Source organism: Solirubrobacter phytolaccae, from assembly GCF_027587195.1.
In the GTDB taxonomy this organism is placed as follows: domain Bacteria; phylum Actinomycetota; class Thermoleophilia; order Solirubrobacterales; family Solirubrobacteraceae; genus Solirubrobacter; species Solirubrobacter phytolaccae.
In genome coordinates this window covers 19,283-43,825 of sequence record NZ_JAPDDP010000068.1, presented here as the reverse complement: position 1 = coordinate 43,825, position 24,543 = coordinate 19,283, and the positions used below count along the sequence as shown (strand labels likewise).

The following is a 24,543-nucleotide window of genomic DNA, read 5'->3' as shown; positions in this document are numbered from 1 at the left end:
CGACCCGTCGCCGCCCCGCGCGGCTTCCCCGGCCGTCGCCGGCGGCGGCGTGCCCCAGTCGTCGGCACCCGCCGCGTGGATCGCCGCGAGGCCGGCGCCGAACGCGGCCGCGTCACCGCGGCGCCCCTCGTCGACCCAGTCGAGCACGAGCAGCTCGTCGGAGACCCCGAGCACGTCCGGGACGCGCAACGTGCCGGGCTCGGCGAGCCAGCGCAGGCCGGCGGCCTCGGCGGCGTACTCGCCCGGGTGCACGTCCGGCCGCGTCTTCACGAACGCGAACGACTCGTCCGCGAACTGGACCTTGAAGGCCTCGTTGATGTCGCCGCCGCCCACCCGCCGCAGGTCGCGGACGGCGCGACCGGTCAGCTGCTCAACCGCGGATCTCATCCAGCAGGCCGCGGCACGCGGCCTCGACCTGATCCAGCACGGTCTCGAAGCCGTCCGGGCCGCCGTAGTACGGGTCGGGCACGTCGAGGTCCGGCGCGCCCGCCGAAGCGGGGTCGAACTCGCGCAGCAGCCGCGCCTTCCCGGCCGCCTCCTCGTCGGGCGCGATCGACCGGATGCCCTCGAGGTTGTCGCGATCCATCGCCAGCAGGTAGTCGAAGTCCTCGAAGTCGTCGACCGTGATCTGCCGCGCCGCGCCCTCCAGCACGACGCCACGGGCCCGAGCGGCCTGGGTCGCGCGCCGGTCGGGCGGATCGCCGGCGTGCCAGTCGCCGGTGCCGGCGCTGTCGATGACGATCTCGTCCTCTAGCCCGGCCTCGCCAACGAGGTGGCGCATCACGCCCTCGGCCGTGGGCGAGCGGCAGATGTTGCCCATGCAGACGAACAGGATCGTGGTTGGCTTCACAGCGTGGATTCCTGGCGGGTCGCGATTCTCACGGGACACTAAACGGGACAGAAGGCCCGCGAGAACGGTATCCAGTGATTAGGCCGCGCCGCCGAGCTGCGCGACACGAGCGGCCGTGTCGGCACGCGCAAGGTAGGCGTCGAGCAGCCCCGCCGCTTCGTCCTCATTGCCGGGCATCAGGTGCCCGTACAGGTCGAGCGTGATGACGATGCTGTGGTGCCCCATGTACCGGCTGAGCGCTTTCGCGTTCACGCCTGCGGCGATCATCATCGACGCGAACGTGTGACGGCACTCGTGCAGCGTGATCGGCGCGAGCCCGGCCGCCTTCCATGCCTTCGCCGCGCGCTTGCTCAGCGTGTCGGACACGAACGGGTCGCTCGCAGTCCGGCCGAACACGAACCCGCGGTCGCGGCCCTCGCGCATCCGATGCTCGACGAGCACGTCGCGCAAGACCCCCGCCACAGGGACCGTCCGCCGGCCCTCGCGGCTCTTGGGTGCGATCTCGCCCTCGACATCATCCCAGCCGCTCTCCACGCGCAGAACGCCAGCCGCGAGGTTCACGTTCTCCCACCTCAAGGCACGCAACTCTCCTCGGCGCAGGCCCGCGTACATCGCCGTCGCCCAGGTCGCGCGCTCGGTGGCCGGGAGTGCGGCGAGCAGGGCAGCCGCTTCAGTCGGGTCGGCGATCCGGTCGCGGCGAGACCGCACGGCGGGCAGGTCCAGGCCGGTGCACGGGTTGACCGCGACTTCGCCTCGCTGGATCGCGCGCCGGTAGATCGCCCGCAGCGGCAGCAGGGAGCACTGCACGCTGCTCGCGCTCAGCCCGTCCCGCCCGAGGCGGTCGACAAAGTCCTGGACGTCGTTGCGGGCGAGATCAGACAGGCGCCGCGACCCGAACGCGGGCAAGACCCGCAGCCGGAGCTCCTTCTCGTACGCGCGGATCGCGCTGGGCTTGTATGGACTTCCGGACCGGTTGCGGATCGATCCCTCGCGCGCGCCCTCTAGCCACGCCGCGGCTGCCTCCTTGACCGTGACGGTCTTGACCGCGCGGAGCTCGCCCTGCCGGAGGGCGACGAGCGCGTCCTGTCGCCAGGACTTCGCCGCGGCGCGTGTCGGGAACGACTTGCGAAGTCGTCGGCGATCTCGGTTGCTCCACACGCTCGCGCGGTACGTCGGCTTGCAGTTGCACCGTCCGCCGTCGTGCGAGCGGCACGCCTTCTCGTGGCGGACTTCGATCCCTTCGTCGGCCATCAGTTCATTCTCCTACGGCTAGATGGGATTGCGTCTGCCATCGCGCTTGAGTTCTCGTCGAGCCAGCGCTCGAGTTCGCGGATCGAGACGATCCTGCGCCGGCCCCGGCGGACGATCTTGATCTCGGGAGCGATGTGCTCAGACCAGAAGTCCCAGCTGACCCCGAGAGCTGCACAGGCCTCCTCGACGTTGAGCGCCAGGCGCCCTCCGCCGACTGCACGGCCGCTAGACGCCATCCGACGACGAGATCGACGCCAACGCTCGCTCTCCCCGCGCTGGCAATTGCCATGCCCTCCGCATGCTGCTCCTCCGCTCCGCAACGGCCACTTCCCTCCATAGGCCGTCCCCGCCAAAGTTCGCCCCCTCCCCCTGCTCCCGCACCACATGCTCGTCAACACGCCAGCCCTCGTCCGTAGCGCTCGCCTCCGCCTCCGTACCCAGTCCTCTCTCTGCTCTCCCGCCTCGCCCCGTTCCCTCCAACCGACACTCCACTCGATTCCGTCCCTGTCTTGGTCCACCACCACTCTCCGCGCCTCCGTCCTGACCCCACCTTCTCGGTTTTTTCGCGTTGGGAAGGTGGGGTCAGGACGGAGGCGCGGAGACGAACTGCCACCAACCCCTGCCGTACAGCCAAATCAGAGCGTGGAGCGTTCGCGCCGTGCCCGCACGCCATGCGAGGCCGCTCGCGAACCCGTTCGCTAACGACGTGTCGTTGTGAGCGCCGTCGGCCCTGCGCGGGCGGCGGTTGCCCGTAAGCCGAATTGGATAGTCCGGCCGTAGCGGATCGACCATGCCCGGCAGTGCCGCTCCAACCGCCACGGAGTGCCGTGGCGGTTGGACGTCTGCCTTTGAGGTGAGGGATCAGCGCAAGCTCCGACGGCTAAGGGCCTCTTCGTATGTCATTGCGTTAGGTCGGACTCCGCTCGACCGCTGCTATGGCGGCCACCCGGTCGAGGCAAGTGGAATCCGAGACGCGCGGCGGAAGCCCTTGGGCAAGGCGACTGCGCTCCACTGCCTCGCGCGCCATGTCCCGCATTGACGGTCGGAGGGACCGCTCTGCCTGACCCGGTCGCGGTTCAGGCCCTTGTCTCTCAGTCACGGGGCTTCGCCTGCGTGCCGCTGTTCGAACAGCTCAGGACGCCCTTCCCTAAGGAGTGCGTCGACGGCGTCGAGGTCCGCGCGCATCGTTTCGATGTAGCCCCTGAGGTCTGCGCGCTGAATCTCGTCCAGCTCGTCACCTCCGTCGCGTGCGTCCTCGAGCTTCGGGCGGCCAACGTCGAGGGAGCCGAGGGCCTGTGTCAGCTGCGCGTATCGCAACGTTGCGAGAGTCGTGCTCTTAACGACACCGACGAGACCGCCTCGCGGTGGAGAGGTGGAGGACATCGGAGCCAGCGTGGGTGCGCTGGCGTTGACCGGCCGCAGGGCCTCGATCTCAGCGTCCGTCGCGGTGCGAATCTTCGCCAGCGAGGGGCCTGCTCCCCTGGCCAGCTTGACCGCGCCGGCGACCTTGTCGTAGCAGCCGTGCTCGTCGTCAGTGTGGTAGTGACCATCCACCCAGTCGAACGTTCCGGCGCCATCGCGGCGGGACTCGTCCGGGAAGCGGCCATGGACGCGGACCGTGGCCCTCAGGTCATCGAGCGGTTCGCCACAGTAGTCGCAGACGTATGTGAGGCTCATGACGTCGCCCCGGTGGCACGGCGCCCGTCCTTGATTGCTTTCAGCACCGCGTCGCGGTTACGATCGCTACTGGCCATGGAGCTGTACCTCCTGGTCTGGGCCCGGGGGCGTTGGAGCGCTGCCGGGCCCGCTTTCTTTGGCTTGTCGCTCGCATTGTTACCGCCGAAGTCCGCGGGTTGCAAGCCCATTGAGGAGACTTTCCTTTGCGTTACGCAACATGACGCGCTACTTCGCGTTACGCAAATCCTGAACACGCAAACCGGACCTCCCCCGGGCGCCCCTCCCCATTCGATCAGGGATCGATTGACGATCCTGAAGCGGTGCGTGAAGCTCGCGTCATGGGTGTCTGCAACGGCTGTCTCCGACCGATAGATCCCGCGTTCGATGCGGTGACCCGCGATGACCGCGAGCGCGAATGGCACACCCCGTGCTTCACGGCCAAGTACTCCGGTTCCGGCCCTCACGCCACCGCGTTCGACGTCGTGCTGTGGCTCATCTGCTGGCCGTGGGCGCTGGCGCGACTCGTCGGCCGTCGGCGCCGATGGACGGCGCTCAAAGCGAACGGAATCGGCGTCCTTGTCGCGTTCCTGGTTGTTGGAGCCGCGGCCGGCGTGTTCGCAACGATCGACTCGGCTGCGATCCCCCCGGATGCTGGATCTCTCGCCGCATCCGTGAGCACCGAGGTCGTGGCCAATCTCGAGGCCGCACTCCCGCTCGGCACCACCCTGGCCGCGACCGGCGCGCACTGCGGTGACATCGCGACGGGCTCGGCGCGATGCGTCGTGAACCTCGACATCACCGACGGGGCGGAACATCAAGCAGGAGCCGTATACGTCACGGTCTCGGAGTACCAACGCGACGGCACGTTCCGTTGGCTGCAGACGGGCACGACTGGCCCGGCATTCGAGCAGTAAGCCGTCCATTGCCTTCGCCTAGTAGTTCGCCGCGCGATTGACGGCGTAGGACGGACCGAATGTCTGGAGCGGGGACAAGATCGGAGGCGCCCCCCCTGGGCCGGGGACGAACGAGCCGCCCGTGAACGTCATCGTGTTGCCGTTGACGCCGTTCCCGTTGGAGATGAGCGCCCAGAAGTCGTACAGGTCCGCGGTGCGGATCGTCGCTGGGCCGACGCCGGCGAAGAAGTCGGAGCGCTCCCCAGAGGAGAGTGGCGCATCCCAGAGCGCGAGGCCTTCGACGTCGACCTCGGCGTAGCCGGTGCCGGTCGCGCCGCGACCGAGCACAAGCTCCGGCGTGCCGTACCCGAGGTGAGCGGTCGTTACGGCGACGGGCGTGCTAGCTGTTCCGTCCCGGTAGAGCGTGAGGTTCGTGCCGTCACCGACGAGAAGCCACCGTTCGTACGTGTTCACGGTGGCCGCGAGAGAGCCCGTCTCCACCTCGGAACCGATGTAGACCATGCCGGTCGTGCCCGAGCTCGGATAGAGCCTCACGGAGTGGTCCTGGGTGCCTGAGCCGGGATCTTCGGCGAACGTGACGACTTCGCGAAAAGGGCCGCTCGAGGGGAGCGCCGGGGCGCGCATGGTGAACCCGAGCGAAAACTGCGCCATGTTGGCGACGGGGGCCGCACTGTGGTCGCCGGTTCCGCCTCCTGGATTGTGTCGTCGAGCCATTAGGTCACCTCGTCGTCGTGCAGCACGTACCGTGCCACAGGTTTAGTTCTACGTGGATGATCAAGATTTCTCCAAAGTAGAGTGTTTATGGTTCGCTCATGGTTCGAGCGACCCTTGTTGTGTCCGTAGTGCTGTCGTTGACCGGCACGGCGAGCGCGTCCGTCCGTGCTGACTGGGGCGGCCACGCTGCAGCGGCGGCTGCTCTTGATGTGCCGCTCCCGCCGTCGGTCTACATCCACCTGGGCGGATGCCCGGAGGCGGGCGCGGAGCAGCTCGCCTGCTCGTCGCCCGTGTCCGATCAGGTCTGGATTCCGCGCGAGGACGCGACGGACTGGTTCACGCTCGGGCACGAGATTGGCCACCAGTTCGACCGGCAGGTCCTCACCGAGGACCTCCGTTGGTGGCTGCGCGGGCTCATGCGCGCGGACGGTCGCGGCGAGTGGTTTCGCGAGAAGGGTCCGAACGAGTGGTTCGCCGACTTCTACGCCCTCTGCGCCATGGGGTTCGACCGCCGGCCACGCAACGAGGCGCACATGGCGTACCTCACGGAGGACCCGTCGCCGCGGCGCCTTCGACGCGTGTGCACCGCGATCCGCATGATCGGGCTCGCCACCTCTACGCGCTCGTAGCATTGTTCTGCGCGCTGGGCCGGAGGTCTTCTTCTATCGAGACGAAGAGCGGCTTGTCGCTGCTCCCGTAGATGAACGAGGTCGAGCCCGAGGCTTGGGCGACGGCGAAGCCGAGCACATGGCTCCCTGCCGAGGGCGTGAACGTCATCTCGAAGTTGAGGATGGTGCTGCCCGTCGTTTGCTCGGTCTGCCCGGCGACCGTCGCGTCGCCAACGCTGGGCATGCCGTTCACACCGACACCATCGACCACCGCGGAGACGTAGAGGAAGCTCCCCGAGAGCACGCGCCACGTCCCGGACACCCGCATCCGCACCGGGGCGCCGGAGCACTCGATCCGTGGGGTCAGCGCGGAGTCGAGAAGCCCGAACACGCTCCCCGACGGGGTGACGCTGCCGGCAGTCCGGACCCCGCTGAAGTGGGCGCCGCGCGCCCACTTGCGCCGGTCTCGAATCTGCGCGTTCGCGATGGTCGTATCGATCGCGGGCACGTGCACGTCTGCGAGGTGCAGCGCGTCCGAAGGAATCGCCGCGCCGCCGTGGGAGCCGTCACGCGCGTTGTCGATCGTCGCGCCCGAAGTTGCCGTGCCGGTGATGATGCTCACCACGCCGGCCATGCTCACAACGACGGCGTCAACGCGCGGGAGCGTGGCATGCGCAGTCGCGACCGTGACGGTGGTCTTCGCGGCGGTCGGCGGGACGTAGTAGCGGGCGATCCGCGCGGGACTGAGTCCGTCGTCGTCGACGAACGCGCCGCCGCCAACGTTGCTCGCGACGTCGAGGATCATGCCGGCTCCGCCAGAAGCCTGCGTGACCGCGAAGCTGCCGGCGTCGATGACGCCTTCTTGAAGTGGCGCCGCGGTGCTGGCGATCTCTCGCTGCGCATCCTCGGCGAGGTAGCCGATGTCGCGTGGGGGGTTCGGCGTGACACCTGTCATGGGCGGGATGCGCAACCCGAGTGGTGTGGTGGCTGGCATTCGGCCTCCTAGAGGTCAGGGTCGTTGTCTTCGAGGTGCTGGTAGTCGCTGAACGCGGCGACGATGGACGCGTAGTCCGGGTAGGTCGGAGTGCCGATCGTGTACTCGTCACCGACGCGCGTAGCGATCAGCGTCGGGCCGAGCACGAGGTAGGACCATTCGGAGGTGAGCGCGCGGGACCAGAGCGTGAACGCGGGGTTCTGCCGTTCGATCGCGGCGTCAATCGCGGCCGTGTCAGAAGTCTCGGCGTCGATCGTGCCGACGGCGTAGGACCACCGGTCCGGGGACTGGAACGCCATGATCACGGTCTTCGTGCCCGTGAGCTCGAGCTGGACCTCCTCGACGAGCGCGCGTGGCGTGCCTCGGTAGCGGCCGGCGGCTTGCTTGATCCGGTAGCGCTTGTCCGCTGGGGTGATCGCGCTTGGTGGGAGCACGATGCCGTTCGCGATGGCGAGCCAATCGAGGAGGTCTTCGGGGCACGTGTCGGGGTCCCAGAGCGCTTCCCACGCGATCAGTTCGCCTTGGTCGCGGGAGATCTCCGCGATCTCGACCGGGTGCATGAACGCGACGCTGAGGTTCTCGAGGGTGCCGTCCCCGTCGTCACCTTCCAGCGGCGCTAGCCGCGCGTAGAACCGGGCGCCCGCGGTCACCCGGTTCCTTCCTCTTCGAGAAGGTCGGCGTAGGAACTGTGCGTCGCGGCGAGGTCGCCGTAATTGCCGTGCCGCGCAAGCACATCGGCATAGGCCTCGACCGGCCCGCCGGCAAGCTGTTCGCACGACTCCACGCTCCCTGCGACGTCCGCACACGTGGCGTGCTCAGCGAGCACGTCCGCGCACGTTCGCGTTGGCTTGTCGGCGCCCATCACACGGTCCCGGGGTCGGCGGAGAAGGAACGCCGGGCCGCGACGGCACCGTCGAACGCCTGCCGGACCGCGCCGATCGCCCGGCTCATCTGCTGAGCCGTGTCGTCGACCGGGTTCGCGAGCCGGTACGCGTTGACGAGCGCTTCCATCTCGGCGAGGGCAGGGCCCATCGTCGCGAACAGCTCGTCCAACACGGCCGGCGCGCCTTCGTTGACCTCGCGCAGGATGCCCTCGGCGAACTGCTGCAGATCCGTGGCCGCCCACTGGGCGATGACGTAGAGCAAGCTGGAGGCCGCGACTTTGGTGTCGTGACGCATCTTCGGACCGGCGTGGTAGATCGTGTCAGCGATCTCGGAGGGCGCCTGGTCCCCGATCGGTCGCAGGTGGTCAAGCACTGACATCGAGGTCCGTGCCTTGTTCGAGGTGAGCCAGCTTGTTGCTGAGTTGCCGTCGGGTGTCGTCGATCTGCTGACGGGCGTCTCTGATCTGTTCGAACGCCGCGTCAGCGTCCGCGTAGGCGCGCTCGGCCTCCTCCAGCTCGCGTCGCATCCGCTTCGCTTTGGGCGCGAGTTGCTTGACTCGCTGGAGTCGAGCCTGCTCGGCCTGTTCGGTCGCCTGCTGGCGCGCCGCACGCTTGAGGTCCTGCTGCTCGGCGAGTTCCCGCCAGGTGGGTACGGGCCGCGGCTGGAGTCGCTCGGCGCGATCGCGCGCGATCTCCTGCCGCACCAGATCGAGCACCCGCTCGGACTCGGCGTCTTGAACGCTCATGTGTTCCTTCCGGTGTTGGTGGCGGACGCGTCCGCGGGCGGGTCGGGGTCGTATTCGGGTAGGTCGTGGATCGCGTTGAACTGCCGGTCCGTCGCCAGCAGGTCCTCGAAGTACGCGAGTGCCGCGTCGACCGACATGCCCTCGTCGTCGATCAAGACGACGACCGCGAGCATCTGGCCGGCTTGCGCACGGGCCACGATCGGGAGCGTCTCGTCGTCGACCATCCGCTTCGCTTGTTCGCGAAACGCGCTGCGAGCGGGATCGTCGGTTGGGAACTGCGCGACGCGCTCGCGAAGGTCGAACGGCTCGCTCATCGTGCCCCCCTCAGGGCCTCGATCTCGAGCCGGGCTCGCACGAGCGGGTCGCTCGACGGCGCCGCCGGACGCGTGCGGCCGCCCAGTCGGAGCAGGTCGAGTTCCTGCCGTGCGCGGGTCGTGAAGTCCGGGATCTCCCCAGCGCGACGTGCGTTCTGCGCGCGCATCTCTGCGGTGGCCGCCGGATTGGCGCCCTGATTGACCACGCTCACGTCACCGCGGTGCAGGTCGACCGTTTTCACGACGCGTTCGCTGTAGTCGTCGTTCCAGGCGTCACCGCCGGACGGAACACGGAACGCGAAGCTCATCTGGTCGATGTCGCCGCGCTTCATCTTGCCCCTCAGCGAGCGTGCGTCCGGGTCTTCGGGATCGAGGCGCGCCTCGATCCACAGGCCTCGCTGGCGCTCTTCGAGAGTGAGCGTGTTGGAGCGTGTTCTGGCGAGCGGCATGCCGCTGTGGTTGATGAGCAGCTGGACGTCCGGGTCCGCGCTGAGGGTGTCGCGGAATGCACCGCGAGCGATGCGCTCGCGGTACCAGCCGACGGTGTACCAGCGCTCGACGATCGACGCGTATCCGGTCAAGAGCCATGTGCCGTCGCCGGTCTCCCGGATCTCCAGGTCGCCGGCCGCGAACTCGCGGTGCTCGACCGTTGATCCGAGTTCGTGCGCCTTGCTGCGCCGCCATGCCGTGGTTCCGCTCATTGTCGAACTCCGTTCGTCGTCCCGCCGCCAGGCGGGCCTGATGTGGTCGCAAGGGGGGTGGCCTGGCCTGTCGCGACGACCGACCGTCGGGCCTCTGAGGCGGTTCGAACGGCGCCCAGGGCCACTGTGGGCCCGATCACCGTGAAAGGCCTGCAAATCGCCTTGAAATGGACCGGAGAGGGAAATGCCGTGACAGTGCCGCGCCTTCTGAGTTCCGTCAGACTTTTGAAGGGCACGCCCCCTAAGTCCTGGACCATGAGTCCTCCGCTCTCACGTGGGTCTCGGCTCATGCGTCTTCCGCCGTCGCCGTGACCTGCGTCCCCTGGGTCACACGGGAGTAGTAGGCCCGACCCCGGGCGCGATCGCACACCTTGCATCGATTCATCCGGCCGTCTCGGCGGCTCCGGTCGATCCCGAAGTCGTCGACGGGCTTGGTGGCACCGCATGGACGACAAAACTTCGTCGGCTCAGTCTCATCGCTCGGGACGCTCGCTGGGCGGCGTAAGACGGACCGATCAGCGTGGCTCGAAGCGGCAAGACTACGCCCGGATCCGCGCCCGTTCAGCGTGAGGACCCCGCACGTCCACGCGTCAGCCGCGGACGCGGTTGCCGTGTACTGCAACGCGGTTGTTGCGCTCACGATCTGGTACGCCGTCTGCAGCGTCACGGAGCCTTGCGCGAAGTCGGACAGCTCGGTCCAGCCAGCACCTGGCACGTATGTCGCCGTGGCCGCGCCGGCCACGATCCCGATTGCAATCTCGTCGGCTTGACCGAGCGTGCCCGTCGAGTTCGAGGCCGCGTTGACGTTCACGCCGCCGGAGTGCTGGGTCGGAGCTGGCGCCGCGTCGACGACAGCGGACGTAGCAAGTCCGTTGAGCCGGTGCACGACGATCTGCCGGTTGCTGAAGGCACTGTCAAAGAAGGTGCCGACGACGTTGCCGGTGAACCCGCTCGTCACTAGGCAGATGCCGACGGCGAAGCCGGTCGAAGCGGCGGAGTGGTCGATGTCGAGCACCGTCGTCCACGAATTGCCGCCTGCATCCGAAAAGGACGCTCCGGCGGTGTAGGAACTGCGCGAGATAGCGGCAACGAGAACGTCACCGGCCGCCGCCGTCACGGCGAGCTGTGTGATCGTCTGGCTCGTGCCGAAGTCGCCAGTGGGGCCGTAAGTGGCCGTAACGGTGATCATGTCGCCTCCCAAGAAGAACTCTCATTGGCTCTGCCGCGCAGCCTCGCGGCGTCGAAGAGCCGAGCGGAGAAAAGGGTCATGCCGGCTCTCCGGTTTCGATCTCGTCGATGGCGGCGAGCTCGGCGCGCCAGTCAGGCGGCCGCAGCAAGAACACGCAGCTGTTGTCGGTGCGCTTGAGAACCGTCCCGCGCACCGCGCACAGGTCTACGGCGCGTCGAGCATCCTCCTCGTGCATCCCGAAGCGCACGAGCTCGCTCACTTCATGCTCGAGGTCCAGCCGACCGTACGTGTTCACACGGCGTGCCACGCGGTGCGCACCTTCGATCACGGTCACGCCGCTGCCCCCCGACGGCCATCGTGCTCGTCCTTCGACGCAAGACGAGCCCGCACCCCCACGCTCTTCGCCCACTCCAGCATCGGACCGGTGAACCGCCGAGAGGCCCACCGCCAAGCCGCGTCCGGAGCGTCAACCACAAGAACGCCGTCAGCGTCCACGCCGACGAGCGCCATCTCCGAGACGTGAGCCGCAGCCTGCGCCTCCTGGCAAGCCCCTTCGAGTGCTGGGTGCAGCCTTGCCCAGTCGGAACGCTCCACGTCACCGGGATCACTCAGCGCCCCAGCCGCGACTTGCGCTCGCTCGACCGCAGCTCGCTTCTCTGCGATGTCCGCAACCTCCGGGGTCGCCATCGCACGAGCCAGCAACTGCGCGAAGTGCTTCCGCAGCAGGGCCGGCGACTGAATACGCGGACGCCAGAAGTCGTCGCCCTCGACGAAGCTCAACGCCGTCTCGACCTCCTCCACCGTCCGGTCGTCCTCGTCGAGCAGCGCCGTCGCCGCCGCGATCCACTCCGCGCTCGCCTTCGCAGGGCGAGCCTTCATGTCCGCTCGTAGGAGCTGATCCGCGAGCAGTGTGCAGATCCGGGATGCATCCTCTCTCTCAGAATCGGCTGCGCCCGGAGAGGGAGATGGTGCTCGTGGAAGTGCTAGTGAAGGGGAGGGTGGTTCCGCAATTCCTTCCCCCAACGACTCGGCGAAGCCTTCAATCAAGCCTTGCCGGAAGCGTTCGCAGCCGTCGCCACCGATTTCCACGCATCGCCGATACAGCCGCCCCAGTAGTGGGGTTTGCGGCAGTTCACGGAGCGCCTTGACGGCCGCCTTCACGGCGTTGCCGTGGGCTGGCGCTTGCCACACCAGAGCGTCGACAAGCAGGCAGACGTCGGCTGTCCGGTCGTACTCGACAAAGCCATGCCGCAACAGCTCCGACAAGGCTTCGCCAAAGCGTTCAGGCGTCCACCCGAGATCAGCGCTCGCGTAGGCACCCGGCAGGAAGAACAAACCCTCCGACGTTCGGTGCGTACACGTCATCAGGTAGAAGGCCGCGACGCGCGCGTCGTCACTGGCCACGCGAAACCATGCCTCACGCCAAAGCGCTACCGGAACGCGTTGATAGCGACTCACGCGCCCTCCAGCACGCGCTCGGCGTTCTCGTCCAGCCAGCGCTGCAGCTCGGTTATGGCGATGAGCTTCTTACTCCCGCGTCGGACGATCCTCAGATCCGGCGCTACGTGCGCGTTGAAGAAGTCCCACCCGCAGCCGATCGCCTCGCACGCCTCACTGACGGACAGGGCGAGCCGAGGAACTCTGGCCGTCCGATCAGTGATCGTGGCCATGCGCGGCGCCCTCCGAGCCGTCGGCCGTCAAGGCGGCCTCGATACGTCCAAGAACGGCGCTCGGGCCTTCAGGTCGGTAGCCCGACTCGACGAGTCGAACCATGCTGACCGAGCACCCAGCACGAGTTGCGAGTTGCTGCTGAGAAAGCCCTGCGGCCCGACGCTGCTCTCGAACGCCGCTGGTGGACGTATCGTTAGCGCTCATGGGCCGGAGCCTGGAGACGAGCGCGCAGCGCGGTGTGACACTTAACGTCGGGCCGCCGCTGCCGCCGACTCCGAACCTCATCGACGTGCCGCTCGAGAGCGCGATCAGCGACCTTCGCGTCGGACTGCTACGGCACGTCGTCGTGCGTGACGCCCTGCTCGCGCTCGCCGACCTGCGGCTCGCGGATGACCAGCTTCGCTACGGACGATGCGTGCTGATGACGGCAGAGTCCCTGAAGGTCTTCACATTCGACGAGATCGACTTCTTCGCCTCCATCATCCGCCAACGCCTGGAGAACGGGCTCTGGGGCGTCATGGCCCCGGTCGGCGGGAATCCCCGGTATGGCCGGCGCGGGGAGCGAGCGCGCGGTCCAAACCCTGCGACGGTCTCGCTCGCTGTCGAGGCGCTCGCTCACCGACTGGGTTCGGCGCGCCGCGGTGAGCCCGCGAGCACCCTAGTGGCCGACGATCTCGGCTACTCATGGGCATACATCCGGAAGCTGGTGGAACGCCTGCCTGCCCTGGCTAACTACGCGCCGGGCTAGCTGTACCTTGGGAACCTAGGCAGCTAATCGCGCCCCCCGCCGCGAACGCTAACCGAGGTCGCCTCTCGCAAGAAATGCGGCGACACGCTCAATCGTGCCCTCCACATCCTCTCGGGGGCCAAGCTCATCTAGCGCTGCCGCCGCGGCGCCGATGATGTCCAAGGGCCAGTCAGGGTGTCGTCTCGCAACCGCCACCGCTGCATCCACAACATCGTCGAGTTCCATGCCGGCGATGATCACCCGCCAACCTCGCCGCCGGCATCCTGCAAGTAGGGGATTCGCTAGGGGACCCGGCGTCATCACTCGAGCCGCTTTCCCAGCATCACGCGGCCGTCAACCCGGGCGTCACACTTACGCGTACCGTTCGGCACGCCACCGCATCGTCTAGTACGCAATGACTTCCCAGTCGAGGTCTGATATTTGATCCCGTATGCCGGAGCTATCGCAGGCCGAGTTCACGCGGGCCGCCCGGGGGGCCCACATCACGCCGGGCGTCGCGCCCAACGTCGAGCCGGTGATCATGGGGCTGTCGTCCGTCGCTCACTGCGCCCTCAGGAAGGTTCACCGCGATCCGCCGGGGCACGCGCTGGTGTACTTCGACCGCAAGGTCGCCAAGTATGCGGGCGGGCCAGCGTGGCCCGTAGCCAGAGCGCTCCGGAAAGCACTTGAGCGCTACATAGCTTGGGACGCCGCCGCGGGGATGCCCCCACGAGTCGACGGAATCGACGTCAAGCTCACCGTGCCATTCGGCCCGGGGCATGGTGTCCGCGCGATCTCGCACGCCGTCGTCGATGATGGCGCCGGCGGCTCAGAGGCCAGGATTGTCCTGTGGGACGAGCTTCGACTGAGGCAGTCGTCTGCCGAGATGATCGCTCTCCCGATCCTTGAAGCAGCGGACGCGCGCTACGGCTCGGGCAGCACGACCCTGGTCAACGTGTGGCAGGTAACTCAGAACCAGCCCTTTCCGGTCGCGCCTACCCACGCCCGCGGTCGCCTGACGGACATCCGCGCCCTCTTTGCGCGCATTTAGACCGATCCACGACTTTCTGGGGGCGTAAAGTCTTGGCCTACGGGTTAGGATTCCTGAGCATGGATCACCATGCGCGCATTCTCAGCACCGCGGCCGCTGAGGCGGTCGGAGAACCGGACGTGATCGCCCGGAGACCTGAGGTGATCGAGATGCTGCGAGAACTTGCCAGCGACCCGGAGCTGCCAAGCGCGGTCGCGCGCGTAGTTCCCGAGGTGTTCGCCAACATCCGCGGAGAGCTAGAGCAGCTCGCCGACGAACTCGAGCCGTACCGTACCGAGCCGTTGGACGACTCTCCAGAGCTTGTTGAGCGGCTTGCGCTGATCGCATGGGCGCTGCAACGTGCCAACGATACGCAGGCCACATCGGAATTCTCCGCCCTTGCTCACGCCTAGCGGAGGGTCTGCGACGAACGACCGGGGCCCGCGACCAAGGGTCACGGGCCCCTGAACTCGGGCGTAGGGCTTGGGTTAGCTGCTTAGACGCCGGCGAGGTACGGCGACGTCGACTCTCCGGCCTCGTCACCGAAGTAGTGCGCGTGAGTCATCTTCAGGGTCGCGAGCGAGTCGGCCCCTACGAGGACGATCTCACGATCGGGATCGCCAGCGTTCTTTCGCTCGGCGTGCACGTACGCGCGGCCAGCAGCAGCGCTGTCCGCGAAGGTCTTGAGCTCCGTCACCCGGCCCTCCACCAGGTTGAACGTGAGCAAGAAGTGCTTCATGGGTTGGTGACCTTGCGCATCATTCTGTGGCCTCGCCGGTCGGGTACCTGAAGAAGTGTCGCACGCGCTCGCGGGCTTCGGCAAAATCATCTAAGAACCCTTTATCGGGCTGCTGCCCTGATTCCTCAAGCGCAAGGCCGCGAGCCGCCAGCTCAAAGTACCGGAGTAGGTTGGCATCGCCCCCTCCCTCTTTGAGGGGCATCCGCAGCCGCAAGCCTGTACGTTCGACGACCGTCGCCCACTCGTGCTGCCGAGGGGTGCGCAACTGGATCTCGATCCGATGATTGTCGCGCATCACGTTGATGTGCACCGCCCGATATCCCGAAGGCTGGGGATTGACGGTGTAGTCGTGGACCTCTCCTAGGACTTGCCATCGATGCTCAATGCGAGCGCGCACGCCAGCGACTTCAGCGGAGTTCGACAAGATCGCTCGACACCCGCCGATGTCCTGCATACGACTGAGCTTCATTCCCGGGTAACGGCCCAGCTTTGTGATGATCTGAGGCACGCGCTTGAGCCGTTGTCCCACCGGCGGACGCTCGCCTGCCACAAGTCCGCACTCAGACTTCACGAACGAGCGCAGGCCGTTGGCCACCTTCGAGAGAGGACGCTGGAAGCCCTCACGCCATCCGAACAGATCCCACAGGCCCTGGATGAGAACCTCATCCTCGATCGGGCCAGACCCGTCCGCCAACCACTGACGCATCGCCTTCCCCGCGCGATCCATCCGCGCATTGGAGATCTCGTGGGCTCTCAGTAGCTCGGGTGGCACGGAAGGGTCGCGAGTCTAAGAGATCGCTACGCGACGTGCTGTCCCGCGGGACAATCACGGGGCAACAACCCCTCGACTCCCCCGGACCCAGCCGGACCCCAGCGGAGTTGCATCGGTGCCCTAGAGCCGAAAGCGCCTGCCCAGCGTGGTCCCCGGCAGATGTTGCCCATGCAGACGAACAGGATCCGGGCCTCAGGCATCGCGCGATCCTATGCGGGACACCGCTTTGGCCGCGCACTTGGCGCCCGCCGCGAGCGCGTCGGCGGCCATGCCGTGCGGCCAGACGGAGAGGAAGCCGGCGGCGAACGCATCACCCGCGCCGGTGGTGTCGACGACCTGGTCCACGCGCACCGCACGGCCGACGACGGTCTCCACCCCGTTCGTCCAGCGGGCGCCGTTGGCGCCGAACTTGACGACGAGCTCCGGGACGTCGATCTGCGGGCCGAGCACGGCGGCCTCGTCGGCGTTCGGGAGCAGCAGGTCGATCGGCGCGATCCGCTGGAGGAAGACGGGGTCGTTGCTGAGCGGGGCGGCCGAGGCCGGGTCGACGCTGATCTTCATGCCCGCTTCCCGCGCGCGCTCGATCGCGGTCAGCGCCGCCGCGCGTGAGCCCGAGCGCAGGAGCGCGTAGCCGGAGACGTGGAGGACGTCGCCCTCCAGGAGGGGCAGGTCGCTCACCGCCAGCGCGTCGTTGGCGCCGGGGTCGGGGAGCATCGTGCGCTCACCGCCGGGTGCGACGAGCACGACGCAGGTGCCGGTGGCGTGCAGCGGGTCGTGGACGACCTGGAGGTTCACGCCGTCCAGGCCGCTCAACGCGACGGGCGCGAGCGCGTCCTTGCCGACGCGGCCGATCAGCGTCACGTCCACCCCCGCCCGGGCCAGCCACGCGGCGACGTTCGCGCCGCCGCCGCCGGGCCGCAGGGACACGCGCGCGGTGGTGTCGCTGCCGAGCGCGAGCGACGTCTCCTGGACGGCGACGACGTCGACGTTGAGGTCGCCGAGGACGACGACCCTGGTCACAGCGCCGCCGCGATCTCCGCGGCGAGCGCGGCGTTGCGCAGCACGAGGCGGACGTTCGCGCGCAGGCTCTCGCCCTCGGTCTGCGAGTGGAAGCGCTCGAGCAGGAACGGGGTCACGTCGCGGCCGAGGATGCCCTGCTCCGCGGCGGCCGCCAGGCCTTCCTGCAGGACGCGGTCGTGCAGCGCCGCGTCCATCGGCTCGTCCAGCGGGTTGGCGACGACGACGGAGCCGGGCGCGCCGACCTCGTCCCGCGCGACCAGCACCGCGGCGACCTCGGCCGGGGAGTCCACGCGCCAGGTGATCGGCACGCCGCTCGACTGCAGGTAGAAGGCCGGGAAGGTGTCCGTGCCGTAGCCGAGCACGGTCACGTTGAGCGTCTCCAGCCGCTCGAGCGTGGCCGGGATGTCGAGGATCGACTTCACGCCCGCGCAGACGACGCAGATACCGACGCGCGCGAGCGTGCCGAGGTCGGCCGACTCGTCGAACGTCGAAGCCGCGCCGCGATGCACACCGCCGAGCCCGCCGGTGGCGAATACGCGGATGCCGGCGCGCTCGGCCAGGTGCGAGGTGGCGGCGACGGTGGTCGCCCCGTCCTCCCCGCGCGCGAGCACGGCGGGCAGGTCGCGCACGCCGCACTTGGCGACCTCACCCGAAGCGGCGAGGGCCTCGAGCGCGTCCTCCCCGAGACCGATGTGGACCTCGCCGGCGAGGATCGCGATCGTCGCGGGGACGGCGCCGTGCTCGCGCACGGTCGCCTCGATCTCGCGCGCGACGCGCAGGTTGTCCGGCCGCGGCAGGCCGTGGGCGATGATCGTGCTCTCGAGCGCCACGACCGGCTTGCCGGCCGCGAGCGCCTCCTGGACTTCGGGATGGACGCGCACGGGCAAGACGTTAGCCCGTGCGCGTCCCCCTCCCGGGGAGGATCTAGCTGTCGCGGTCCTCGTTCGGGTCGTCCTCGGCGAGGATCTTGTAGAGCGCCCGGCGAGCGTCGGCGAGGATCTTCTTGGCCTCGTCGGTGTGGCCGGCGGCGGCGACCTGCATGGCCGCGGCGCCGACCTGGAAGAGCACGCCGCGGAGGTCCATGACGTTCTCGTCGACGCCGCCCGTGGCGGCCTCGAACGGATCGCCGAGCTCCTCGCGGTTGCCCTCCACGTAGGCGCGGCCCTCGTCGGTGAGCTCGAAGGCGCGCTTGCCCTCGAACTCGACGGCGCGGACCAGGCCCTCGTCCTCGAGCTGCTGGAGGGCCGGGTAGACCGAGCCGGGGCTCGGCTTCCACAGGCCTTCCGTGCGCCGCTCGATCTCCTGGATGAGCTGGTAGCCGTTCTGCGGGCCACCCTCGATCAGGAGCAGCAGCGCCGCGCGCACGTCGCCGCGACGGGCACGCCCGCCGCGACGGCCGCCGTGCGGGCCACCGCGATGCCCACCCGGGCCGCCCGGCCCGAAGAACATCGCCTTGAACAGGCGCGGATCGCCCCACGGGGGACCTCCGCGGCCACCGCCGGTCATGAACGCGATGAACTCGTCGAGCCCACGCGGCCCACGGCCACGGTGGTGGTGATGGCGGTCCCGAGGACCGCAGATGTCGGAAGCAGATGCTGCGTACATGGGTTCTCATTCCCTTCTTCGATGTGTTCCGATGCATCAAAGATATATCGCGATAGTCATTCTGTCAAGTGGTCTGAGCGGACCAGCGCGTCCGTAGGCTGTTGAGACCCCATGGCTGAGAACCCACCCACCTCCCGCATCGCCCGCACGCGCCGCTTCGGCGGCCTCGTCGCGGGTCAGGGCATCCGCTGGGCGGGCACGCGCGCCGCCAACGCGCTCCGCAGCGACGAAGCGGCCGACGCGGCGACCGGCGACCGCGCCGCCGCGACCGCGCGCGAGCTCGTCAAGCAGCTCGGCCAGATGCGCGGCGCGGCGATGAAGATCGGCCAGGTGCTCTCCACCGTCGAGTTCACCGCGATTCCCGAGTCCGAGCGCGAGGAGTTCAAGGCGACGCTCGCCTCCCTGCGCGACGACGTCCCGCCGCTGCCGTTCAAGGCGATCGAGAAGCTCATGCAGGAAGAGCTCGAGATGCCGGTCGCGCAGGCCTTCGCCGACTTCGAGCCCGAGGCGTTCGCGGCGGCCTCGATCGGCCAGGTCCACCGCGCGACGACCAAGGACGGCCGGCTGGTCGCGGTCAAGGTCCAGTACCCGGGCATCGCGGAGGCGGTCGAGACCGACCTGCGCAACATGCAGATGCTGTTCCCGCTGATCCGGCGGCTCGCGCCCGGCCTGGACGTGAACGCGCTCGCGGGCGAGCTGCGGGAGCGGATCGCCGACGAGCTCGACTACGAGGTCGAGGCCCAGCACCACCGCGCGATGGAGCGCGGCTGGCGCGGTCACCCGCTCGTGTTCATCCCGCCCGTCGACACGGCCCTGAGCCGCCGCCGCATCCTCGTCACCGAGTTCATGGCCGGCCGCCGCTTCGACGTCGTCAAGACGCTCCCGGACGCCGACCGCGACCGCTTCGGCGAGATCGTCTTCCGCTTCTTCTTCGGCACGCTCAACCACCTGCGCCGCGCCGCCGGCGACCCGCACCCCGGCAACTACCTCTTCCTCGAGGACGGCCGCGTCGGCTTCCTCGACTTCGGCCTGATGCGCGTCGTCGACGCCGACTACCTCGCGGGCGAGCGCGCGCTGGCGCAGGCCATCACGCGCGGCGACGCCGCGGAGGTCAAGGCCGGACTGGCCCGGCTCGGGTACCTCCCCAACCCTGAGGAGTTCGAGCCCGACCTGCTGCTCGGCCAACTGCGGATGGCCGCGTCCTGGTACCTGGAGCCAGGCTTCCGGCGGCTCACCTCGGCCGACGTCGCGGCGATCATCGAGGAGGGCTCATCCCCGCGCTCGCCGTACTTCGCGCAGATGCGGCGCCAGACGATCCCGCCGCAGGCGCTGTTGATCCGGCGGATGGAGAGCCTCGTGTTCGCGACGCTCGGCGACGTGCGCGCGGGCGCCGACTGGCACGCGCTCGGTTCCGAGTTCTGGGGCGACGCCGCGCCCAGCACGCCGCTGGGCGAGCAGGACGCCGCGTTCTGGGCGCGCTAGGCGGGGACCGCGGTGAGGCCGGCTTCGGCCTCGGCGGCGGCCAGCACGGCCACGAGTAGACCCGGGAACCGCGACTCGACCTCGTCGCGCCGCAGCGCCACGAGCCGGTGCGTGCCCTCGGCGCGCGTGCGGGTGAGGCCCGCCTCGCGCAGCACCTTGAAGTGATGCGAGCGCGTCGCCTTCGACACGCCCACGTCACACGCGCCGCAGCTCGATTCCCCGCGCACCGCCAGCTCGCGCACGATCGCGACCCGCACCGGGTCGCTGAGCGCGGCCATGATGGCGGCGAGGGAAACGGCTTCGAGATCAGGCTCTTCGAAGTGCATGTTCGACGTCCATCGTACCTCGGACTACCTAAAGGCCCATTTCACGAACGCCGAGCTCGTCCGCGCCGAGGTGGTGCGCCAGCTCGTGACGCACCGTGCGGGTGACCTGGTCGCGCAGGAGGTCCGGGTCGTGCCCGAAGTCCCGCAGCAGCGTGTCGCGGAAGATGATGATGCGGTCGTGGTAGTTGTCGCGCGCCACGGTGTCGCCCTGGTAGAGCCCGTACGCGCGGGCCTTGTGGCCCTTGTCGGAGATGACGACCGGGACGCGCTCGAGCGCCTTGATCAGCAGGTCCGGGAGATCGTCCAGGGCCTCCTGGACGAGCGTCTCGAAGTCCACCGGGTTGAACGGGTCCAGTTCCATGAACTCGCCCTCGTCCGGCTCGGCCGCCAGGTTCTCGCGCGCCAGCCGCTCCGAGCGGATGACGATCTGCTCGAACTCGGCCTCGCTCTCGGGGTCCTGGTAGTTGGCCATCCGCGAGACGATCAGGCCGATGATCAGGGCCGCGACGCCGCCGGCGGTGATGACGACGCCGAGCACCTCGAGCGCGCGCAGCCAGCCCTTGTTCGAGAGCCCGTCCTGGACGAACACGGTGACGGTGAGCGCCACCGCGATGCAGATGACGAAGGAGAAGGCGATCCGTCGCCCGGCCGGCAAGCGCGAGAGCATGAGATCCAGGCTACCGGAGGCTGCGCGCGATCACGAGACGCTGGATCTCGTTCGTGCCCTCGTAGATCTGCGTGATCTTGGCGTCGCGCATGTAGCGCTCGACCGGGTACTCGGTCACGTAGCCGTAGCCGCCGAGCACCTGCACCGCGTCGACGGTGACCGCCATCGCCGTGTCCGAGGCGAACAGCTTGGCCATCGCCGAGTACTTGCCGCGGTCGGCCTCGTGGCGGTCGATCTTGGCGCTCGCGCGGTACAAGAGCTCGCGCGCGGCCGCCGTGCGCGTCTCCATGTCGGCGAGCTTGAACTGGATGCCCTGGAACTCGGAGATCGCCTGGCCGAACTGCTTGCGCTCGTTGGCGTAGGCGACGGCGTGGTCGATCGCGCCCTGGGCGATGCCGACGGCCTGCGCGGCGACGCCGAGCCGCGAGTGGTCGAGCGTGCCGAGCGCGACGTTCATGCCCTTGCCCTCGACGCCGATCAGGTTGCTCGCCGGGATGCGCACGTCGTCGAAGATCGGCGAGCCGGTCGGCGAGCCCTTGATGCCGAGCTTGTGCTCGACCTTGCCGGTCGAGAAGCCGGGCCGGTCGGCCTCGACGACGAACGCGCTGATCCCGCGCGAGCGGCCCGCGGTCGTGTCCGTCTTGGCGAAGACGATGTAGAAGTCCGCGATCCCGAGGTTCGAGATCCAGTTCTTGGTGCCCGTGATGACCCACTCGTCGCCGTCCTTGACGGCCTTGGTGATCATCCCGCCCGGGTCCGAGCCGGCCTCCGGCTCGCTCAGGGCGAACGCCGGCGACCACTCGCCGGACGCGCACTTGGGCAGGAAGCGCTGCTTGAGCTCGTCGGAGCCGAACAGCTTGATCGGCAGCGTGCCGAGGTCCTGGAGCATCAGGATCAGCGCGCTGGAGGCGCACGCCTTCGCGACCTCCTCGATCGCGACGCTGAGCATCAGCGCGCCCGTGCCCGTGCCGCCGTATTGCTCCTCGAACGGGAGCCCCAGCAGGTCCTGCTCGGCGAACAGCTTGCGCAGGTCCCACGGGTACTCGGCCTTGGCGTCGATCTCCGCCGCGCGCGGAGCGACCCGCTCACGCACGATCTGGCGGATCATGTCCCGGAAGTCGACCTGCTCCTGGGTCAGCGAGTAGGTGTCAACGTCTGTTGTCGGCGGCATAGCCACCTAGTTTGGCGCGCGGAGGCCTTGGGGATCCACATTCCGACATGGGAATCGGATCCTCACTTTTTCTGATCGCCGTTGGCGCGATCCTCTACTTCGCCGTCGACGCTGATGTCTCGGGCCTCGAGATCTCGACCGTCGGAATCATCCTGATGATCATCGGGATCATCGGCCTCGTGATCACGCTCTTCTTCCTCGGCGGTTGGCGTCGCAACCGGACGGTCGTCGAAGAACGTCCGGTCGCGAGAGGCCGCGAGTACTACTAAGCCGAGTTAGAGACCTTCGGGGTGGCGGACGGTGAACCCGTCCGTCGGCCGCATCTTCTCCGACCACTTCGGGCCGGAGGAGGACGAGTCGTTGTAGCCCGTGTCGAAACGCAGGCCGGCGACCACGAGGAAGGAATGCCCGCCGTGGGCATAGCTGGTGATCCACTGGCCCTCGCCAGGCTCGCCCCACGACATGAACTCGGAGGAGTTCAGGGGCCGACTGACCAGGTCGGCGCCGTGTAGAGCATAGGACTCAGAGCCCGAGCAGTCGTAGCCGGAATCTTCCCAATCCCCGTGGCCGCCGCCGTACTTGTACGGCTTGCCCACGATCTCGTTGGCGGCCGCGATGACCGCGACCACCTCGGGCGGCGCGCCCACCGGCGCGATCGCCTTTCCGTCGGCCCCCAGCGTGGCGTTGGCAGTAGGTGCGGGGGCGGGAATGGACTGCGTGCCCGCAGTCCCCTGCGCGACCTGCATGCGCAGCGTCGACGCGTCGGTCTTCGGCACCTTGCCGTCGACGGGGAGCTTGGACTTGCGCTCCCAGCGCTTGACGTTCGACGTGGTCGCCGGGCCGTACTGGCCGTCGACCTTCGTCTTTACGCCGGCCTTCGTAAGGAAGTCCTGCAGGACCCGAACGTCGGTCCCGCGCATGCCCTGACGCAGATCTCGCTCACCAAAAGTGACCCGACGAGCATCTGCCGCGGATACCGGCAGTGCAAAAACAGCTAAGAGCAAGCCCACGCACAGCGTGCGACAGCGTGACAAGACGATCTCCTCTTTCTAATCGCCTACGGGGTTAGCTGTCGGGCTCGCGCGGAAAGCGTCGCGCTACACCGCATCGTGCGGTGATTCGCCCCCGGAGCAGTGACCCCTGCTCCAAACCTTGGTTCCCCCGTCCCGAATCAGCCTGAGCCAATTCGGGTTCGGCGTTATGTCCCGTGTTCCGGCGGGCACTCTAGCTCATCTCGGAGCGGATAGCGTCCCCGATTCGGGTGAACTTGCTCCAGAGACCAATCCAAAGCGTGTTGCAAAACGCCACATTTGGCTTGGACGCGCCGTTTGCGGTCATCGACCTCGACGCGTTCGACGCCAACACCACCGATTTCATGAGAAGAGCGCGGGGTGTTCCGCTGCGCCTGGCCTCGAAATCCCTGCGTGTGCGCACACTGCAAGCCAGGGCGTTGAAAGCCGGGTTTCGCGGGCAGCTGTGCTTCACATTGCCCGAAGCACTGTGGCTCGCATCACTGGGATGGGACGACCTCGTGGTCGGATACCCCACCGTGGACCGCGGTGCGCTCCGCAGGCTGGCCGAGGATCCCGAGGCGCGAGCCCGGATCACGGTCATGGTCGACTGCGCCGAGCACCTGGACCTGATCACGGCCGCCAAGCCGGGCGGCCCCGTCAAGGTCTGCATCGACGTGGACGCCGGCTGGCGGGTTCCCGGCGGTCTTATGACGCTCGGGCCGAAGCGCTCGCCGCTGCACGATCCGTCCCAGGTCGAGGCGTTCGCGCGGACGATCGTCGCCCGCGAGGACCTCGAGCTCGACGGGCTGATGGCCTACGAGGGCCAGATCGCCGGTGTCGGCGACCGGCCGCCGGGCCGCCCGCTGATGCGGCTCGCGCTGCCGGTGCTGCAGGCCCTGTCGGCGCGTGAGCTCGCGCGCCGGCGCGCGGAGGTCGTCGACGCCGTGCGCTCCGTCGCGCCGCTGCGGTTCGTCAACGGCGGCGGCACGGGCTCGATCGAGCGCACCGCCGCCGAGCCGGCCGTGACCGAGGTCGCCGCGGGCTCCGGGCTCTACGGGCCGACGCTGTTCGACACCTACCGCGCGTTCCGGCCCACGCCGGCGGCGTTCTTCGTGCTCCCGGTCGTGCGCAAGACCACGCCGAAGCTGGCCACGGCGCTCGGCGGCGGCTACATCGCGTCCGGCGCGCCCGGGAAGGACCGTCTCCCCCGCCCGGTGCTCCCGGCCGGACTGAAGCTCGACGCGCTCGAGGCCGCCGGCGAGGTCCAGACGCCGCTGCTGGGCCGTGCGGCGACGGAGCTCCAGGTCGGCGACCAGGTGTGGTTCCGCCACGCCAAGGCCGGCGAGCTGTGCGAGCGCTTCGACGAGGTCCACCTCGTGCAGGGCGACAAGGTCGTCGACACCGTCCCGACCTACCGCGGGGAAGGCAAGACGTTCTTGTAGACGCCGCGTGAACAGGCCGTTACGAGGCGACCTGGC

General features: G+C 68.5%; 35 protein-coding genes and 1 riboswitch. Of the genes, 8 read left to right on the top strand and 27 right to left on the bottom strand.

Annotation, left to right across the window (positions count from 1 at the left end; genetic code table 11):
• The 4 genes from OJ997_RS27705 to OJ997_RS27690 all read right to left on the bottom strand — a co-directional run.
• Positions 1–387 (bottom strand): fructosamine kinase family protein (locus OJ997_RS27705; RefSeq protein ID WP_270028552.1); only part of this gene is annotated, 387 nt, incomplete at its 3' end.
• The gene (locus tag OJ997_RS27700; protein ID WP_270028551.1) at positions 371–850 is read right to left on the bottom strand and encodes a low molecular weight protein-tyrosine-phosphatase; all 480 of its coding nucleotides are present in this window, start codon (positions 848–850) and stop codon (positions 371–373) included. The genes OJ997_RS27700 and OJ997_RS27705, both read right to left, overlap by 17 nt.
• Before the next feature lie 78 nt (positions 851–928).
• The gene (locus tag OJ997_RS27695) at positions 929–2,101 is read right to left on the bottom strand and encodes a tyrosine-type recombinase/integrase (protein ID WP_270028550.1); all 1,173 of its coding nucleotides are present in this window, start codon (positions 2,099–2,101) and stop codon (positions 929–931) included.
• A gap of 1,095 nt (positions 2,102–3,196) precedes the next feature.
• Entirely contained in the window at positions 3,197–3,778 is a 582-nt protein-coding gene (locus OJ997_RS27690) for a hypothetical protein (protein WP_270028549.1), read from the bottom strand.
• Positions 3,779–4,116: 338 nt separating this feature from the next.
• Between OJ997_RS27690 and OJ997_RS27685 the strand changes: the two genes are divergently transcribed.
• Positions 4,117–4,692 carry a hypothetical protein gene (locus OJ997_RS27685; protein WP_270028548.1) on the top strand — a complete coding sequence of 192 codons (576 nt, stop codon included), beginning with the start codon at positions 4,117–4,119 and terminating at the stop codon, positions 4,690–4,692.
• A gap of 18 nt (positions 4,693–4,710) precedes the next feature.
• Here the strand turns inward: OJ997_RS27685 and OJ997_RS27680 are convergent, their stop codons facing one another.
• On the bottom strand, positions 4,711–5,406 hold the full coding sequence (locus OJ997_RS27680; RefSeq protein WP_372517943.1) for a LamG-like jellyroll fold domain-containing protein: 696 nt from the start codon (positions 5,404–5,406) through the stop codon (positions 4,711–4,713).
• 119 nt (positions 5,407–5,525) lie between these two features.
• On the opposite strand from OJ997_RS27680, the gene OJ997_RS27675 reads away from it, so the two are divergent.
• Complete coding sequence (locus OJ997_RS27675) at positions 5,526–6,035, top strand: hypothetical protein (RefSeq protein WP_270028546.1); 510 nt, start codon at positions 5,526–5,528, stop codon at positions 6,033–6,035.
• On the opposite strand, the gene OJ997_RS27670 is transcribed toward OJ997_RS27675, so the two are convergent.
• The 12 genes from OJ997_RS27670 to OJ997_RS38185 all read right to left on the bottom strand — a co-directional run bounded on the left by OJ997_RS27670 (position 6,022) and on the right by OJ997_RS38185 (position 12,717).
• Positions 6,022–6,969, bottom strand: a complete 948-nt coding sequence (locus tag OJ997_RS27670; RefSeq protein ID WP_270028545.1) for a hypothetical protein — start codon at positions 6,967–6,969, stop codon at positions 6,022–6,024. The two genes, OJ997_RS27675 and OJ997_RS27670, sit on opposite strands and share 14 nt — an antisense overlap.
• Before the next feature lie 47 nt (positions 6,970–7,016).
• Positions 7,017–7,658, bottom strand: a complete 642-nt coding sequence (locus tag OJ997_RS27665) for a phage tail protein (protein ID WP_270028544.1) — start codon at positions 7,656–7,658, stop codon at positions 7,017–7,019.
• A complete protein-coding gene (locus OJ997_RS27660) occupies positions 7,655–7,834 on the bottom strand; it encodes a hypothetical protein (RefSeq protein ID WP_270028543.1) in 180 nt (59 codons plus the stop codon). Before OJ997_RS27660 ends, OJ997_RS27665 begins: the two co-directional genes overlap by 4 nt.
• Before the next feature lie 35 nt (positions 7,835–7,869).
• A complete protein-coding gene (locus OJ997_RS27655) occupies positions 7,870–8,271 on the bottom strand; it encodes a hypothetical protein (RefSeq protein ID WP_270028542.1) in 402 nt (133 codons plus the stop codon).
• Positions 8,258–8,638 (bottom strand): hypothetical protein, encoded by a 381-nt coding sequence (locus OJ997_RS27650; RefSeq protein WP_270028541.1) that lies wholly within the window; start codon positions 8,636–8,638, stop codon positions 8,258–8,260. Before OJ997_RS27650 ends, OJ997_RS27655 begins: the two co-directional genes overlap by 14 nt.
• Positions 8,635–8,952 carry a hypothetical protein gene (locus tag OJ997_RS27645; protein WP_270028540.1) on the bottom strand — a complete coding sequence of 106 codons (318 nt, stop codon included), beginning with the start codon at positions 8,950–8,952 and terminating at the stop codon, positions 8,635–8,637. The genes OJ997_RS27650 and OJ997_RS27645 overlap by 4 nt, the downstream gene beginning before the upstream one ends.
• Positions 8,949–9,653, bottom strand: coding sequence for an HK97 family phage prohead protease (locus OJ997_RS27640; RefSeq protein ID WP_270028539.1), 705 nt, complete (start codon positions 9,651–9,653; stop codon positions 8,949–8,951). Before OJ997_RS27640 ends, OJ997_RS27645 begins: the two co-directional genes overlap by 4 nt.
• Before the next feature lie 286 nt (positions 9,654–9,939).
• Positions 9,940–10,842, bottom strand: coding sequence for a hypothetical protein (locus OJ997_RS27635; protein WP_270028538.1), 903 nt, complete (start codon positions 10,840–10,842; stop codon positions 9,940–9,942).
• 76 nt (positions 10,843–10,918) lie between these two features.
• Positions 10,919–11,176 (bottom strand): hypothetical protein, encoded by a 258-nt coding sequence (locus OJ997_RS27630; RefSeq protein ID WP_270028537.1) that lies wholly within the window; start codon positions 11,174–11,176, stop codon positions 10,919–10,921.
• Positions 11,173–12,246 (bottom strand): phage replication protein O, encoded by a 1,074-nt coding sequence (locus tag OJ997_RS27625; protein ID WP_270028536.1) that lies wholly within the window; start codon positions 12,244–12,246, stop codon positions 11,173–11,175. The genes OJ997_RS27630 and OJ997_RS27625 overlap by 4 nt, the downstream gene beginning before the upstream one ends.
• Before the next feature lie 50 nt (positions 12,247–12,296).
• Positions 12,297–12,512, bottom strand: coding sequence for a hypothetical protein (locus OJ997_RS27620; protein ID WP_270028535.1), 216 nt, complete (start codon positions 12,510–12,512; stop codon positions 12,297–12,299).
• The gene (locus OJ997_RS38185) at positions 12,496–12,717 is read right to left on the bottom strand and encodes a helix-turn-helix domain-containing protein (RefSeq protein WP_372517942.1); all 222 of its coding nucleotides are present in this window, start codon (positions 12,715–12,717) and stop codon (positions 12,496–12,498) included. Before OJ997_RS38185 ends, OJ997_RS27620 begins: the two co-directional genes overlap by 17 nt.
• On the opposite strand from OJ997_RS38185, the gene OJ997_RS27615 reads away from it, so the two are divergent.
• Positions 12,716–13,261 (top strand): hypothetical protein, encoded by a 546-nt coding sequence (locus tag OJ997_RS27615; RefSeq protein ID WP_270028534.1) that lies wholly within the window; start codon positions 12,716–12,718, stop codon positions 13,259–13,261. The genes OJ997_RS38185 and OJ997_RS27615 overlap by 2 nt on opposite strands.
• A gap of 48 nt (positions 13,262–13,309) precedes the next feature.
• On the opposite strand, the gene OJ997_RS27610 is transcribed toward OJ997_RS27615, so the two are convergent.
• Complete coding sequence (locus tag OJ997_RS27610) at positions 13,310–13,486, bottom strand: hypothetical protein (protein ID WP_270028533.1); 177 nt, start codon at positions 13,484–13,486, stop codon at positions 13,310–13,312.
• Positions 13,487–13,691: 205 nt separating this feature from the next.
• Here OJ997_RS27610 and OJ997_RS27605 point away from each other — a divergent pair, with 205 nt between their 5' ends.
• A complete protein-coding gene (locus tag OJ997_RS27605; protein ID WP_270028532.1) occupies positions 13,692–14,291 on the top strand; it encodes a hypothetical protein in 600 nt (199 codons plus the stop codon).
• A 59-nt stretch (positions 14,292–14,350) separates the two neighbouring features.
• Positions 14,351–14,683, top strand: a complete 333-nt coding sequence (locus OJ997_RS27600; protein WP_270028531.1) for a hypothetical protein — start codon at positions 14,351–14,353, stop codon at positions 14,681–14,683.
• An 83-nt stretch (positions 14,684–14,766) separates the two neighbouring features.
• Here OJ997_RS27600 and OJ997_RS27595 read toward each other — a convergent pair whose 3' ends face one another.
• The 5 genes from OJ997_RS27595 to OJ997_RS27575 form a co-directional block, all read right to left on the bottom strand.
• On the bottom strand, positions 14,767–15,009 hold the full coding sequence (locus OJ997_RS27595) for a hypothetical protein (RefSeq protein WP_270028530.1): 243 nt from the start codon (positions 15,007–15,009) through the stop codon (positions 14,767–14,769).
• 19 nt (positions 15,010–15,028) lie between these two features.
• The gene (locus tag OJ997_RS27590; protein WP_270028529.1) at positions 15,029–15,736 is read right to left on the bottom strand and encodes a RelA/SpoT domain-containing protein; all 708 of its coding nucleotides are present in this window, start codon (positions 15,734–15,736) and stop codon (positions 15,029–15,031) included.
• 237 nt (positions 15,737–15,973) lie between these two features.
• Positions 15,974–16,801 (bottom strand): carbohydrate kinase family protein, encoded by an 828-nt coding sequence (locus OJ997_RS27585; RefSeq protein WP_270028528.1) that lies wholly within the window; start codon positions 16,799–16,801, stop codon positions 15,974–15,976.
• Positions 16,798–17,682, bottom strand: coding sequence for a pseudouridine-5'-phosphate glycosidase (locus OJ997_RS27580; RefSeq protein WP_270028527.1), 885 nt, complete (start codon positions 17,680–17,682; stop codon positions 16,798–16,800). Before OJ997_RS27580 ends, OJ997_RS27585 begins: the two co-directional genes overlap by 4 nt.
• 43 nt (positions 17,683–17,725) lie before the next feature.
• On the bottom strand, positions 17,726–18,406 hold the full coding sequence (locus OJ997_RS27575) for a PadR family transcriptional regulator (protein ID WP_270028526.1): 681 nt from the start codon (positions 18,404–18,406) through the stop codon (positions 17,726–17,728).
• 111 nt (positions 18,407–18,517) lie between these two features.
• Here OJ997_RS27575 and OJ997_RS27570 point away from each other — a divergent pair, with 111 nt between their 5' ends.
• A complete protein-coding gene (locus OJ997_RS27570) occupies positions 18,518–19,888 on the top strand; it encodes an ABC1 kinase family protein (RefSeq protein WP_270028525.1) in 1,371 nt (456 codons plus the stop codon).
• Here the strand turns inward: OJ997_RS27570 and OJ997_RS27565 are convergent.
• From OJ997_RS27565 to OJ997_RS27555, 3 genes are read right to left on the bottom strand one after another with little or no spacing between them, the layout of a single operon-like run.
• Positions 19,885–20,214 (bottom strand): ArsR/SmtB family transcription factor, encoded by a 330-nt coding sequence (locus tag OJ997_RS27565; protein ID WP_270028524.1) that lies wholly within the window; start codon positions 20,212–20,214, stop codon positions 19,885–19,887. The genes OJ997_RS27570 and OJ997_RS27565 overlap by 4 nt on opposite strands.
• Before the next feature lie 28 nt (positions 20,215–20,242).
• On the bottom strand, positions 20,243–20,881 hold the full coding sequence (locus OJ997_RS27560; protein ID WP_270028523.1) for a metallopeptidase family protein: 639 nt from the start codon (positions 20,879–20,881) through the stop codon (positions 20,243–20,245).
• 10 nt (positions 20,882–20,891) lie between these two features.
• A complete protein-coding gene (locus OJ997_RS27555) occupies positions 20,892–22,052 on the bottom strand; it encodes an acyl-CoA dehydrogenase family protein (RefSeq protein ID WP_270028522.1) in 1,161 nt (386 codons plus the stop codon).
• Positions 22,053–22,099: 47 nt separating this feature from the next.
• On the opposite strand from OJ997_RS27555, the gene OJ997_RS27550 reads away from it, so the two are divergent.
• Positions 22,100–22,321 (top strand): DUF6458 family protein, encoded by a 222-nt coding sequence (locus OJ997_RS27550; RefSeq protein WP_270028521.1) that lies wholly within the window; start codon positions 22,100–22,102, stop codon positions 22,319–22,321.
• Positions 22,322–22,327: 6 nt separating this feature from the next.
• On the opposite strand, the gene OJ997_RS27545 is transcribed toward OJ997_RS27550, so the two are convergent.
• Positions 22,328–22,972: a peptidoglycan-binding domain-containing protein gene (locus OJ997_RS27545; RefSeq protein WP_270028520.1), complete on the bottom strand. Its 645-nt coding sequence runs from the start codon at positions 22,970–22,972 to the stop codon at positions 22,328–22,330.
• 118 nt (positions 22,973–23,090) lie between these two features.
• Positions 23,091–23,260: riboswitch (cyclic di-AMP (ydaO/yuaA leader) on the bottom strand.
• Positions 23,261–23,313: 53 nt separating this feature from the next.
• On the opposite strand from OJ997_RS27545, the gene OJ997_RS27540 reads away from it, so the two are divergent.
• On the top strand, positions 23,314–24,507 hold the full coding sequence (locus tag OJ997_RS27540; RefSeq protein ID WP_308213593.1) for an amino acid deaminase/aldolase: 1,194 nt from the start codon (positions 23,314–23,316) through the stop codon (positions 24,505–24,507).
• The last annotated feature ends 36 nt before the right edge of the window (positions 24,508–24,543 follow it).